Origin of the sequence: Corynebacterium sp. NML 150383 (genome assembly GCF_002285085.1) — a bacterium.
GTDB lineage: Bacteria > Actinomycetota > Actinomycetes > Mycobacteriales > Mycobacteriaceae > Corynebacterium > Corynebacterium gottingense.
In genome coordinates this window covers 39,180-51,771 of the sequence record NZ_NSGK01000008.1, presented here as the reverse complement: position 1 = coordinate 51,771, position 12,592 = coordinate 39,180, and the positions used below count along the sequence as shown (strand labels likewise).

13 protein-coding genes and 1 pseudogene are annotated in these 12,592 nt (G+C 64.3%); 5 read left to right on the top strand and 9 right to left on the bottom strand.

From position 1 onward, the window contains the following. Positions 1-56: 56 nt before the first annotated feature. Positions 57-959 (bottom strand): siderophore-interacting protein, encoded by a 903-nt coding sequence (locus CKJ85_RS08835; RefSeq protein WP_095278983.1) that lies wholly within the window; start codon positions 957-959, stop codon positions 57-59. A gap of 430 nt (positions 960-1,389) precedes the next feature. Between CKJ85_RS08835 and CKJ85_RS12260 the strand changes: the two genes are divergently transcribed. Then, the gene (locus tag CKJ85_RS12260; protein WP_233127017.1) at positions 1,390-1,512 is read left to right on the top strand and encodes a CBS domain-containing protein; all 123 of its coding nucleotides are present in this window, start codon (positions 1,390-1,392) and stop codon (positions 1,510-1,512) included. Between the two features lie 180 nt (positions 1,513-1,692). Here the strand turns inward: CKJ85_RS12260 and CKJ85_RS08825 are convergent, their stop codons facing one another. After that, on the bottom strand, positions 1,693-1,905 hold the full coding sequence (locus CKJ85_RS08825) for an EamA family transporter (protein WP_233127016.1): 213 nt from the start codon (positions 1,903-1,905) through the stop codon (positions 1,693-1,695). 14 nt (positions 1,906-1,919) lie between these two features. On the opposite strand from CKJ85_RS08825, the gene CKJ85_RS12390 reads away from it, so the two are divergent. Together CKJ85_RS12390 and CKJ85_RS12385 are read left to right on the top strand one after the other, a co-directional pair. Next, complete coding sequence (locus tag CKJ85_RS12390) at positions 1,920-2,045, top strand: PLDc N-terminal domain-containing protein (RefSeq protein WP_109561206.1); 126 nt, start codon at positions 1,920-1,922, stop codon at positions 2,043-2,045. A 72-nt stretch (positions 2,046-2,117) separates the two neighbouring features. Further along, a pseudogene (locus tag CKJ85_RS12385) lies at positions 2,118-2,336 on the top strand (NAD(P)H-binding protein); the annotation flags it as partial. On the opposite strand, the gene CKJ85_RS08815 reads toward CKJ85_RS12385, so the two are convergent. Next, the gene (locus CKJ85_RS08815) at positions 2,333-3,229 is read right to left on the bottom strand and encodes a LysR family transcriptional regulator (RefSeq protein WP_095535996.1); all 897 of its coding nucleotides are present in this window, start codon (positions 3,227-3,229) and stop codon (positions 2,333-2,335) included. The pseudogene CKJ85_RS12385 and the gene CKJ85_RS08815 overlap by 4 nt on opposite strands. Before the next feature lie 71 nt (positions 3,230-3,300). Between CKJ85_RS08815 and CKJ85_RS08810 the strand changes: the two genes are divergently transcribed. Beyond that, positions 3,301-4,293, top strand: a complete 993-nt coding sequence (locus tag CKJ85_RS08810) for a hypothetical protein (protein WP_095535995.1) — start codon at positions 3,301-3,303, stop codon at positions 4,291-4,293. Between the two features lie 110 nt (positions 4,294-4,403). Here CKJ85_RS08810 and CKJ85_RS08805 read toward each other — a convergent pair whose 3' ends face one another. Beyond that, positions 4,404-4,919, bottom strand: a complete 516-nt coding sequence (locus CKJ85_RS08805; protein ID WP_233127014.1) for a DMT family transporter — start codon at positions 4,917-4,919, stop codon at positions 4,404-4,406. A 186-nt stretch (positions 4,920-5,105) separates the two neighbouring features. Beyond that, positions 5,106-6,299 (bottom strand): UDP-galactopyranose mutase, encoded by a 1,194-nt coding sequence (gene glf, locus CKJ85_RS08800; RefSeq protein ID WP_095535994.1) that lies wholly within the window; start codon positions 6,297-6,299, stop codon positions 5,106-5,108. 156 nt (positions 6,300-6,455) lie between these two features. Here glf and CKJ85_RS08795 point away from each other — a divergent pair, with 156 nt between their 5' ends. Beyond that, positions 6,456-8,426 (top strand): N-acetylmuramoyl-L-alanine amidase, encoded by a 1,971-nt coding sequence (locus CKJ85_RS08795; protein ID WP_095535993.1) that lies wholly within the window; start codon positions 6,456-6,458, stop codon positions 8,424-8,426. 16 nt (positions 8,427-8,442) lie between these two features. Here the strand turns inward: CKJ85_RS08795 and glpK are convergent, their stop codons facing one another. From glpK to CKJ85_RS08775, 4 genes are all read right to left on the bottom strand, one after another. After that, positions 8,443-9,909 (bottom strand): glycerol kinase GlpK, encoded by a 1,467-nt coding sequence (gene glpK / locus CKJ85_RS08790; protein ID WP_095535992.1) that lies wholly within the window; start codon positions 9,907-9,909, stop codon positions 8,443-8,445. A gap of 22 nt (positions 9,910-9,931) precedes the next feature. After that, positions 9,932-10,918, bottom strand: a complete 987-nt coding sequence (locus CKJ85_RS08785; protein WP_095535991.1) for an IS481 family transposase — start codon at positions 10,916-10,918, stop codon at positions 9,932-9,934. Positions 10,919-11,004: 86 nt separating this feature from the next. Further along, complete coding sequence (locus CKJ85_RS08780) at positions 11,005-11,658, bottom strand: NAD(P)-dependent oxidoreductase (protein ID WP_095535990.1); 654 nt, start codon at positions 11,656-11,658, stop codon at positions 11,005-11,007. Further along, positions 11,655-12,554: an EamA family transporter gene (locus CKJ85_RS08775; protein WP_095535989.1), complete on the bottom strand. Its 900-nt coding sequence runs from the start codon at positions 12,552-12,554 to the stop codon at positions 11,655-11,657. Before CKJ85_RS08775 ends, CKJ85_RS08780 begins: the two co-directional genes overlap by 4 nt. Between the last annotated feature and the right edge of the window lie 38 nt (positions 12,555-12,592).

Here is a 12,592-nt window from a genome sequence, read left to right as displayed (position 1 = left end):
GTGAAAGCCGCAAGGAAAGCGACAAGCCCTACACGTTTATCCACGTTGTAACCCCGTTATCGCCAGTACCCCATAAACGACACGTGGTGGCGAGGCACACCTGCCTCTTTCACCAGGAGCCGCCGCATCGCCGTCACAGCCGTGTTCTTCCCTGCGATCCAGTAGTAGGTATGCCCTGCAGTACCCGAAGCGGGGGCGATAGATTCACCGCCGCTGGAGTACGTGGGTGTCTCCCAGACCATGTCGAGGAGGGCCTCATCAACTGGCTCTAGTTTTCCAGCTCCCGAAGATACTGAGGCACAGCGGGATGCGACATCGTCTTGCAGTTGTGCACGAAGTAAATCCCCGTGGTCGACGTCGTGGTGTTCGCGGCAGTGCCAGCGGACGTCGACCTGCGCAGGGGCATCGATGGGCAAGTGGTTGCCGGCCGGTACCTCAATGTCAGCAGACCCGGCGAGACCCCCGGGCCAATCCTCCAAGATGCGGGCTATTGCTGGAAGCGCGGTTTCGTCACCATAGAGGCATGCCATTGCTGCAGACCCCGGATTGAATTCGATGCCAACACCGGAATCATCGTCGCGGGTCGGCCCAATTATCAGGAGCTGCTGGCCAGGTTGCGCGTCCTCCGCCCATGCCGAGGCGGGGCCGGGGTTGTCACTGTGCAGAACAAAATCCACATCTATTTCATCAGGGCCGTCGGCGCATCGTCGGAGCTCTCGAATCGAGTAGGTACGGAGGTGCCCGCGCGTGCGCTCCGGCATCGCACGCCACGCGTCCCACCATCCTTCCTCTGGGAGGCTGAGCATTCCGCTGGCAGACGGGATCAGCAGCTTGATGCGCAAATCCCTGATGGGTACGGCAGGCCCCATTGCATCGACCCCGGTGAACGTCACTCGTTGGAAATTCGGCGCGACACGTTCACTACGGAGGACGGTTGCAAGGAAAGGCCTAAAACTCACCCTGCAGACTATATAGGATTGCCTTACCTAAAGGAAGACTGCGGGGCGGTAGGTCTGGTACCCGCAAAAACAGTTCGAGTTGCAGGAAAGATCACGCGATATGTCAATGAACGACAGAGTCATTAATGCTGCGCCCGGCCCGAATACCACCCGTAAGAATCTCGTTGTCGTCCGACAGATCGAAGCTATCCGCGTGGCGTTACGATTATTCGACAGGCAGTTAGAAGCTACTGCCAAGGAGGCGCTCGATTCAACGTCTAGAACAGTCTCCTTGGACGTGCCGAGAAAACGATTCCTCGAAGAACTCACGAGCATCCGCAAAGGGCACCGGTACGAAAAGATCCGCCAGGAGGCAATGCGGTTTAAACCCCGCAATGAACGTGAATCTTTAGCCAAGGGCGCTACTACCGGGGATTCTACGTCCCGGTCAATGACAGACAAGCACCTGAAGAAGGCACCCATCGTTAGCGACGATGGCGCCGTCGTCGGCATCATCAGCCGCTCCGACATCAATCGGTACCTCGTCTCGACGTTTGTGCCGGTCGCTGGGTAGCGCAACGGGCCGGAGTCGGAGAGTTGTTTAAAACAACTCCAAACAACTCTGAAACAACTTCGCCTCACAATATCCCCAAAATTACGCCATCTCCCCAGTTCAAAACAGCTATCAAGAATTGTTCTGAGTTGTTCTGAGTTGTTCAGAGTTGTGCATTACTCACCGCATTACCCTGACAACTCACGCCGCGCGAGACTCCTGGGCCCCGCGCCACGTGATCGCGCCGGCCGCAGCAATCAACGCGATGCCCACCGCCATGGACCACGTGATCTGGTCACCGGAGAAGGCCCAGCCCAGGATCGCCCCGATGACTGGATCCAGCGCGAAAAGCGTGCCGACAACCGCCGCCGAAACAATGCCGGCGGCGACCGTGTCCAGCACGTAGGGAACCACCGCGCCGATAAAGCCTGCGGGACCTAGCCCGCACCAACTCGAAGCAGATTCGGGGTCCAAAGTGGCTTTGGACCCCGATCATCGGCGCGGTGAACACGCTGGGTTGGGTCGGCTACTTCCTCATCGGGAAAAATCGTTAGTTGCTGAACCTGTGCACCGGGGCGGGCTCGTGGCACGCCTACGTCGAGTCCAAGTAGGCGGTTGACCAGCGCCTTTACGCCTCCGAGCTGCCGGTCACCATTCTCGGTCTCACCCGCCTCACCGATGAGCCTTCCAAGGGCATTTCACTTCTCGACGCCCCCCGCAACCCCGAATCCACCACCTCCCGCGAGCTTGTTGCCGAGGTGATCGTGGAGGTCGTGAACCGCGAGGACCTGCTCCAGCCAAACCGATTTGAGTTCGATGACGGCGACGACGTCCCCAAGATTTAACTGAACGCTCCGAAAGATTTGGCAAGCCGGGTAAACGCTGTCGCGTCTTTGGGCACCGTCGCACCGCGGCGGACGACTGCGGAGATGCTGCGCTCGAACGCGACTTCTGTGGCTACGATCGCCGCCGCCCCCAAAGCAACCTGATCCAGCACGGCGCTCCGGGGAATGATCGCGGGTGCTCCGAGGGCGATCATCCCCGCGCGTTGCGCAGACAAAGAGCCGAACTCGCCGGCTGGGTCGGCGAGTTCTCCCAACTCCTCTTCGATCACCCGGCGCGTTCCTGACCCCGGTTCTCGAACTATGAGTGGGGTTGCGCGCAATTCTTCTCTGCTCACCGACTCTCTGTTGGCCCACAGGTGATGCGCGGGGACCGCAAGCACTAGTTCGTCTGAGCACAGCACCGTCTCGATGAGATCATGTCGGGGCGTACCACCCTCTACGATCCCAAGCCCAGCGATACCGGTAGCAACGAGTTCGCGAACGTCTTGGGAATTCCCATGGGCCATAGTGAGTTTGACCTTGGGATGCGCATCACGAAACGCGGCTGCCCATACCGGGTAGTGGATCTCCGCCACTGTGTTGGACACGGCCACAGTCAGGTGTCGTGCGAGGTTGTCAGCGCGTGCCTGCTCAACATTGTGAGCAAAATCAGCGCACGCTGTCAGCAGTGCAGGTACCGCCTCGAGTACCACCTCGCCACTCTCGGTGGCCTTGATCCCATATGGGGAGCGCTCGAAAACGGTGACTCCAAGCACCTGCTCAGCGCGAGAGACCCTAGTTGACAGTGTCTGCTGGTTCATTCCCATGTCCCTAGCGGCGCGGGAGATGGATCCCGCGCGCGATACAGCGAGGAGCGCCTCAAGATCTGTTATCGCAGGTAGTTTTGGGTACATGTGAGCATGGTAACCCGCACATGCACTCTCGTCATCTTGGTTTCACATCCTGCAGCGTTAGCGTGAGGTGCATGACAAGTACGCGTCCCCAGACACAGCCAAGTTCGAATCTGCCTTCACCGGGTCCTGCGTGGGCTGGGTCACTGATGGGCACCTCAATTCTTGCCACGTTAAGCAATATGCATGGAGTGCCGATCGTTTCGCCGCTGCTCTTGGTACTCGGTGTCGGGATACTGTGCACTCTGGTGGCGGGGTGGTGGCACTATCGTGAACCTGGGTTTAGCTCGCAGTCGATGTCGCAGTGGGGAATGACGTCCATGGGAATTCTGGCGCTGGGTTCTGCCGCAACCGGGATCAGCGGAGCAGTGCATTGGCAACTCGCTTCGTGGTGGATCGGGGCGCCGCTTAGCTGGGTGGTGTGCATAAAACAACTACAGAAGTTTTCAGGCGCCCCCACCTTCCAGTGGGGCCTGGCCCTTGTGTCGCCTATGGTGGCGGCCACAAGCGCAGCTCAGCTCGCCAGCTACGTTGAGGCTCACAGCACGTTCGCCGCGGGTCTGTTCCACGCAGCTGGAACTGCCTCGTTCATTCTCGCGCTTGTCACCGCTCTGCCCATCTTTGCGCGGTGTTATGTAGCCGCTGCGCGAAGACATCTCTCCATCCCGCCGACGATGGGTGGAACGGCATGGATTCCGCTGGGTATTGTCGGGCAATCAACGGCAGCAGCACAGCTGCTGTTCAGCGAACAAGTCGGTGCCGCATATGGGGCTACGATGTTCATTCTTGGAATCGGCCCGATGATGTATGCGGCCCGGCACTTCTCACGCACCGTGAGCCGGTGGGCGGCCTACACGCCAGGTTGGTGGGGGTCAACATTTCCCGTTGGCACGCTGAGCCTCGGAACGCACTTCTTGTCCCAAACTACTGGTGCTGTCTGGCTAAACGGCGTCAGTCAGATGCTGCTTGTTGTTTTGGCACTGCACTGGATGGTGTGCGCGGTTCGCTTCATTGTTTGGCTGATTCACGAGCGCAGTACGCAACAAACGCCCGCACCAGGCCATTAGCGTAAGCCACATCATGATTGGGTAAATCCGCCACGATGCGGGCGTACTCCTCGAGCGGGAAATAGCCGTAGTCGTAGTAAAAGGCTATGCGCGTACGCATTAACCCCAGCTCATACCACTACAACCGCACACCCGGAGATCACAATCGTGCCCCACATCGAGCCATGCACGTGTGGCGCTGCGGATACGGAGAAGGGCGCGAGCACGAGCGCCGCGACGACCACCGACAGCGCGAGGTCCGGCATTCCGCCACCCTCAGTACTGCCCATACGGGCAGCGAAGAGGGTGTAGGCACCAATGAACACCGCACCGACTGCGGCGTAACCAATACCAATAACGTCGAGGTCGTTGGAGGGCTGCGCGATGAGGGCAACACCCACGAACGCAGCGATGGCCCACAGTCGGGAGCGCCACATCTTCAGGCCAAGAAAGGACACGACGCAGGGGCCGAGGAAGTCGATGGTCACGGCCACGCCCTGCGGAAGCCTCGCGATGGCTTGGTAGATCATCATGCTCATCATGCCCATGGCTACGCCGTAGACCACGATGTTGATCGCCCGAACGCGGGTCATGCCGGTCAAGCGGGGTCTAAACAGTGCCACCATGATCACGGCAGCTGCGGTCATGCGCAGGCCCGAGACCCCGGCGCGCCAACCGTCGACAGCATGTCTGTCACCAGCACCGCCGCAGCCTGGATGCCGATCGAGCCGATGAGCACCAGCACAACTGGTGCTACCGGAAGGCCGAGGAAGGCCTCTAGGCCCCGCCGGGGAGCCACTCGCTGTCTCTGCTTATAGGACACCCACGCGAGATTAGTGCCCGCGCGCCTGGTTCAGCGCCTCGCCGTCCTCGAAGTGCGGGCGCAGGTGGTTATCAAACAGGGACAGCGCCGCGCCGATGGCCATGTGCATGTCCAAGTACTGGTAGGTGCCCAGGCGCCCGCCGAAGAGCACCTTGTTCTCGCGGGACTCCTCGGCAGCAAGCTCGCGGTACTTCTTCAGCTTGTCGCGGTCCTCGGGCGTGTTGATCGGGTAGTACACCTCGTCGCCGTCCTCGGCGAAGCGGGAGAACTCCTTCACAATCACCGTCTTGTCGTCGGGGTAAGCCTCCTGCCGCTCCGGGTGGAAGTGGCGGAACTCGTGGATGCGGGTGTACGGCACGTCCGCGTCGTTGTAGTTCATCACCGGTGTGCCCTGGAAGTCACCGGTCTCCAGCACCTCGCGCTCGAAGTCCAGGGTGCGCCAGCCCAGGTGGCCCTCGGCGTAGTCGAAGTACTGGTCCACGGGCCCGGTGTAGACCACGGGGGCGTCGGGGGATTCGGCGCGAAGCTTTTCGCGGACGTCGAAGTAGTCGGTGGACAGGTGGACGTCGATACGCTCATGCTCCGCCATCTTCTCCAACCAGGCGGCGTAGCCGTCGACCGGTAGGCCCTCGTAGGTGTCGTTGAAGTAGCGGTTGTTAAAGGTGTAGCGGACCGGGAGGCGGGAGATGATCTCCGGCGGCAGGTCGGTGGGGTCGGTCTGCCACTGCTTGGCGGTGTAGTGCTTGACAAAGGCCTCGTAGAGCGGCTTGCCAATCAGCGCGATGCCGCGCTCCTCCAGGTTGGTCGCGGCGGCCGGGTCGAGGCCCTCGCGCTGCTCCTCGATGAGCTTGTGCGCCTCATCCGGCGAGTAGTACTTGCCAAAGAACTGGTTGATCAGGCCCAGGCCCATGGGGAACTGATACGCGGTGCCGTCGTGCATGGCAAACACGCGGTGCTGGTAGTCGGTGAAATCCGTAAAGCGGTTCACGTACTCCCACACGCGCTTGTTGGAGGTGTGGAAGAGGTGCGCGCCGTATTTGTGCACCTCAATGCCGGTGTCCGGGTCCTTTTCGGAGTAGGCGTTGCCGCCGAGGTGGTCGCGCTTTTCCACGATCAGCACGCGCTTGCCCAGCTCGCTCGCGGCCTGCTCCGCCACGGTCAGCCCAAAGAATCCGGATCCAACAACGATGAGGTCATAAGTCATGGTCTCAATCTTTGCATATTTGCTTATCGACGTAGCCCCGCCCAACACGACGACACACCGGAAGTCTCAAGACTTACTTTAAACTTTAGATTCCTCTACACTGCTCAACAGATAACTGTTTTCACATCCGCCACAGGAGTTTCCAGGAGTCCTACCGTGCAACAACGCAAACGCCTTAATCCGGCGCCCACCCGGACCTCGCCGCTGCTGACCACCACCGTGGCCGCAATCCTCACCGTGGCCGTCGTCGCCGCGGGCGCCTTCGGCGGCAACCACATCCTCAACGTCCAGTCGGTCGGCGGCGCGGACGCCGAAATCTACTCCGACACCGCCTCCTTTGACACGGGCAACAACACCACGGTGGACGACGCCGCCGTGAAGACCCAGGGCGGCGACTCCCAGGCACGCCGCGTGGTCAAGGAGTTCAGCCGCGACCGCGAGTTCAACCTCTTCGGCCTGACCTGGAAGGGCGACCGCGACATCGTCGCCTACGTGCGCTCGCAAAAGGCCGACGGCTCCTGGACCGAATGGTTCGAGATGGACCACGCCGACAACGCGCAGGGCGAGACCAACGGCACCGAACCGATCTTCGTCGAATCCACCAAGCGCATCCAGGTCTCCACCGGCAACGTCGACCTGCTGGATGAGGGCCGCACGGACTCCGCCGCCCCCACCACCGCGAAGGACCTGCAAGCCGTGTTCCTGGACGGCGGCAGCGGCAACGCGAACCCCATCGCCCCGGCGGCCGACTCCTACACCCGCGGCATGCCCAAGGTGATCACCCGCTCCCAGTGGGGCGCGGGTGCCTCCTCCAACCCCACCTACACCGAGCCGGTGACGGCGGCGACGGTGCACCACACCGCGGGCTCCAACAGCTACTCCGAGGCCGAGGCACCGGGCATTGTCCGCGGCATCTGGCAGTACCACGCCCGCAACCTGGGCTGGGGCGACATCGGCTACAACGCGCTGGTGGATAAGTACGGCAACATCTACGAGGGCCGCGCCGGCGGCCTGGACCGCGCCGTCGAGGGCGCGCACGTGGGTGGCTTCAACCAGAACACCTGGGGCGTGTCCATGCTGGGCGACTACGAGACCGCCTCCCCCACCGAGGCCGCCATCAACGCGATGGGCGAGATCATCGGCTGGAAGGCCGCCGTCGCCGGCTTCGACCCGATGGGCTCCGACTACCACTACGCCGACTTTTCCTTCCCGGGATCCCGCTACCCCGCGGGCCAGGGCGCGATGTTCCCCAACATCAACGCCCACCGCGACTTCCACTACAACGCCTGCCCGGGCCAAAACCTGTACAACCGGATGGGCGACATCCGCCGGATTGCCAACCGCAAGTACGACAGCCTCAAGGGCTCCACGGGCCTCGACTCCATCCTCAACCCGTCCAAGCCGAGCAACAACGGCGGGATTGATAACGGCCTGCCCGACAACGCCAACCCCGACGTCGAGGCCACCGACACCACCGTCGGCGACCTCTCCTCCGCCCTCGGCTCCAGCGACGCCGACACGGAGACCGTGACCAACCCTGACGGCACCACCACGACCGTGGTCCGCCCGAACGGCAACGCACAGAAGGCGAAGAGCAACGTCTCCCTCGAGGGCCTGGCCGCCGGCGACGCCGTCGCCATCGCCGCCGCTGCCGGCACGCTCGCCGGCCTGGTCATCCTGTACGCCAACTCCCGCGGCCTGTTGCCCGGCGCCACCAAGTCCGTCGCCGGGATGGAGATCATCCCCGGCCTGACCGTGCAGCAGCTCACCCCGTACATCGGCCCCGCGCTGCAGGCGGTGGGCAAGCAGGACCTCGCTGACGTGTGGTACCAGTTCGAGCCGACCCTCGGCGCGATCACCGCCGGCGTGGGCGGCCCGCAGGTGGGCGGCCGCGAGTACGCCTTCTTCCAGAAGGGCATCGGTGTCAAGGACCGCCAGGGCCAGATCTACACGCTGGCCGGCAAGGTGGCGGACGCCTGGCTCCAGCAGGGCATGGACGCCGGCCCGCTCGGCATGCCGCTCTCGCAGGAGCGCACGCTTGGCGACGGCACCGTCCAGGTCACCTTCCAAGGCGGCGCCATCAGCTACAACCCCGCCACCAACGCGGTAAACATCACGACCAACTAGGCCGTCAGGCCCGCAGCTAGGCCTGGTCGTAGGAGCGGCGCACCGCGTCCTCCCACCGCGCCACCAGCCGGTCCCGTTCGGGGCCGGCCCACGTGTTTTCCCAGGCGGTGGTGGGACCGAGGGACAAGGGGGCGCAAATAAGTTTGGCCCCAATGCCCGCAGCCGACGCCGCGCCCATCACCGTGGTTTCCGTGTTCGCGGGACGCTCGACGCGAAGGCCCAGGATGTCGGCCTGCATCTGCATGAGCAGGTCATTGGTGGTCATGCCACCGTCGACGCGCAGCTCCGTTGGCTCGCCACCCATCGCGCGCACCACCTCGAGCGCCTGCAGACAGGTGGCCTCGAGCGCGGCGCGGGCGATGTGGCGGCGATCCACAAACCTGGTCAGGCCCGTGATCACGCCGCGCGCGTCGGGGCGCCACCGCGGCGCGAACAGCCCGGAGAACGCCGGTACGATCACCACCCCGCCGCTGTTGTCCACCTGCGCCGCGAGCCGCTCCGACTCCTCCGCGGTACGCAGGATGCCCAGCTGGTCGCGCAGCCACTGGATCAGGGAGCCACCGACGGCCACGGACCCCTCCTGCGCGTACACCGGCGGCTCGCCGTCGATCTGGTACGCCACGGTGGTAAGCAGGCCGTCGCTGCTCATGCGCGGCTGCGCACCCGTGTTGAGCAGCATGAACAGCCCAGTCCCGTAGGTCATCTTCGCCTCGTTCTCGCGCAGGCAGTGCTGCCCGAACAGCGCGGCCTGCTGGTCGCCCAGCACGCCCGCGATGGGCACCCCCGCGAGCGGGCCGCGGCGGCGCACGGTGCCGAACGTGCCTATCGACGCCCGTATCTCCGGCAGCAACCGCCGCGGAACCCCAATCTCCGCGCACAGGTCCTCGTCCCACGCGAGCGTGCGCAGGTCCATGAGCAGGGTGCGCGAGGCGTTCGTGACGTCGGTGACGTGCAGCGCACGCTCGGGTTCCCGCGCGCCGCCGGTGAGGTTCCAGATCAGCCAGGTATCAATGGTTCCGGCGAGCAGCTCGCCACGCTCGGCGCGCTCGCGCGCGCCTTCGACGTTGTCCAGGATCCAGGCCCACTTCGGTCCGGCCGGGTAGGAGTTGTGCAGCAGGCCGGTCCGCTCGAGGTAGCGGCCCGGGTCGGCGTCGTTTTCCGGGTTGGTGCGGGTGTCCTGCCACACGATCGCGTTGTAGATCGGCGCGCCCGTCGCCTTGTCCCAGATGACGGCGGTTTCGCGCTGGTTGGTCAGGCCGAGCGCGCCGATGTCGTCCTCGGCGATGTCGGCCTCCGCCATCGCCTCGCTCAGCGCGCGACGGGTGTTGCGCCAGATCTCCATGGGGTCGTGCTCGACCCAGCCTTCGCGTGGCATGTGCTGGGTGTGCTCGAACTGCGCCTGGGCGACGACGCGTCCTTCGGTATCGGTGATGACCGCGCGGGTCGAGGTCGTGCCCTGGTCAATGGCGGCGATGAGAGGCATGCCGACAATTGTATGGTGTGGGCTAGATGTACTGACCGGGTACGTTGGTCAAGCGTGAGAAGGGCGGCTGGTTCCCGCAAGCGGTGTGGGGCCGGTGGTGGTTGTAGTAGTGCAGCCAGCCGTCGAGTTCTCCGCGGCGTTCGGTCTCGCTGGTGTAGCAGCGGGCGTAGGCCCAGCCGTCGGCCAGGGTGCGGTGGAAGCGTTCGATCTTCCCGTTGGTCTGCGGCCGATAGGGCCTGGTGCGCTTGTGCCGGATGCCGAGCTCGTGGCAGGTGTCTCGCCACAGGTGTGAGCGGTACGCGCCGCCGTTGTCGGACAGGACCCGCTCAACGGTCACCCCGCGTGCGTTGAACCACTCGACGGCCCGGACGAGGACCGCGGTGGCGGTGAGGGCGGTTTCATCGTCGTGGATCTCGGCGTAGGCGACGCGGGAATGGTCGTCGATGACGGTGTGGACGTAGGCCTTGCCCATCAACGGATCGCTGTACTTGTTCTTGGGCTTGCCCGGGGTGGCGGCGCGGTTCTTCTCGCCCTGCTGGCGGCCGACGTAGCGCCAGCCGCCGCCGTCGGGGATGTTGCCGAGCTTCTTCACGTCGACGTGCAGCATCGCCCCGGGGTGGTCGTGCTCGTAGCGGCGGACCGGCTCCCCGGTTGCCCGGTCGACATGCGAAAGCCGGTTCAGGTGCGCGTCGACGAGGATCCGGTGAACCGTCGACGGAGCGATCCCCAGCCGGCAAGCGAGCTGCACGGGTCCTTCTCGAAGACGGAGACGGAGCTGGATGCAGCGCTTCGTCGTCTTCGCGTTGGTCTTGTTCGGCGAGTGATGCGGCCGTGACGAGCGGTCCTGCATCGACTGGCCGGCGCGATAGCGGTCGGCCCAGCGCTTCACAGTGGGCCAGGAAACCTGGAACCGGGCGGCGACCTCGCTGATCGGCCAGCCCTGGTCGACCACGAGCTGGCCGACGATCAAGCGGTGGCGCGGGGTCAGTGCTGCGTTGGCGTGGAGCAAGAGCGTCCCCTTGGAATAGACGGAGGGGGCCGATAGCTCGACCCCCTCACGGTTGTTAGCGTGGATTCCTCTGTGGACCGCTGGCCCTAGGCCAGACCCTTTGCCAGCTCGATGGCGGTGAAGTGATGTACGGCGCTGGGCTGCTCGAGCTCGTCGAGCACCGCTAGGGCCAGGTCCGCAGGAGTGATCCGCGACGTGCCATCGTGGTTGATGAGGAGCGTGTCACCGCTACGGCGATAGGCGCCGGTTCCCTGTCCGGGCTCGAAGACTGCCGACGGACTCAGGTAGATCCAGTTCTGGTTCGGATGTTCGGTACACGCGTTGAACTGGTCGAGGCTGGCCGACGCGATGTCACGCCACTGGGTCGGCACGAAGGCGGGGTCGTCCAGGACGAGCAACTCTCGATCGTGAGGTGAGCGCAAGGGCGCTGCTCCTCCCACGACCAAGACCCGGACCCCCGCGACGGCGGCGTGGTCGAGGACACGGCTGGTCAGCGGAGCCACACGGCTTTCGTCGCCGGGGGCCATGCGCACGGCGAGCACGACGGCGTCTGCGTCGTTCAGGACGGGCTGCAAGGGTGCCTCGAGGTCTGTCAGATCGAGACGAGTGACGGTGGTATGCGGGTCGTTGGTCTCCTGTGGGTTCCGCGATACGGCAGTGACGTGGTGGCCGCGGCGTGTGGCCTCCTGCGCGATCGCTGCGCCGGCCATGCCGGTGGCTCCGAGAACCGTGATGTTCATGAATTGTCCTTTCGATGATGAGTGGGTGCGGGTAGCTGGCCACAGACCATGGCGGCCAGGGCGATCGCGAAGCCGAGGTACTGCTCGGCTCCGAGGTGTTCGTGCGCGATCAGGACGCCGAGCAGGGCGGCGACCAACGGCGAGAGAAGTCCCAGGAGGGCTGTGGACGTGACGGGCAGGCGTCGGATGCCGGTGAACCAGAGGCTGTAAGAGACCAGTGCCCCGACCAGGCCGAGCCAGGCGTACCCAAGCCAGCCACGACCGGAAATCACTGCCGGTGGCCCCTCCACCAGCAGCGCCGGGATCGCCAGCAGAAGGCCGGCGGCCGTCAGCTGCCAACCGGCCAATGCGATGGGCGAGACACCTTGGGGGAGCTTCCACTTCTTGGTCAGGACCACGCCCGTGGCCATGGCCCCTGTGCCACCGAGTCCTGCAGCCACACCCACCGGGTCCAGGGCGGCGCTCGGCCCAAGGACCACGAGAGCCACCCCCACGACACCCACGACACCCCATCCCAGGCGCCAGCCGGAGAGTTGCTCGTGGAGGACAGCCACGGCCAGCAGGGCAACGATGATGGGCTGCACCGCACCCAGCGTGGCCGCGACCCCGCCCGGAAGACGCTGCGCCGACAAGAACAGCAGGGGGAAGAACGCGGCCATGTTCAGACCGCCCAACACGAAGCTCTTCCACCACCACGAGCCGCGCGGCAGCTGCATCGACAGGCCCACCGCGATGATCCCTGCCGGCAGCGTCCTCATGAACGCGGCGAACAAGGGGTGTCCGGCTGGGAGGAGGTGGGTGGTCACGATGTACGTTGTCCCCCACGTAGCGGGGGCCAGCGCCGTCAGACAGGTCCACAGCAACGAACTGCGGGCACCATGGGAAGAAGTGTTCATAGATCCATTGTCAGTCGCCCACCAGCGGTGAGTCCAAC

Coding starts and splice junctions, on each gene's coding strand:
- glf (WP_095535994.1), bottom strand. CDS start 6,299: ATGACTTATGACCTCATCGTTGTTGGATCCGGATTCTTTGGGCTGACC.
- glpK (WP_095535992.1), bottom strand. CDS start 9,909: ATGCCTCTCATCGCCGCCATTGACCAGGGCACGACCTCGACCCGCGCG.
- CKJ85_RS08780 (WP_095535990.1), bottom strand. CDS start 11,658: ATGAACATCACGGTTCTCGGAGCCACCGGCATGGCCGGCGCAGCGATC.
- CKJ85_RS08775 (WP_095535989.1), bottom strand. CDS start 12,554: ATGAACACTTCTTCCCATGGTGCCCGCAGTTCGTTGCTGTGGACCTGT.
- CKJ85_RS12260 (WP_233127017.1), top strand. CDS start 1,390: ATGACAGACAAGCACCTGAAGAAGGCACCCATCGTTAGCGACGATGGC.
- CKJ85_RS08810 (WP_095535995.1), top strand. CDS start 3,301: ATGACAAGTACGCGTCCCCAGACACAGCCAAGTTCGAATCTGCCTTCA.
- CKJ85_RS08815 (WP_095535996.1), bottom strand. CDS start 3,229: ATGTACCCAAAACTACCTGCGATAACAGATCTTGAGGCGCTCCTCGCT.
- CKJ85_RS08805 (WP_233127014.1), bottom strand. CDS start 4,919: ATGACCGCAGCTGCCGTGATCATGGTGGCACTGTTTAGACCCCGCTTG.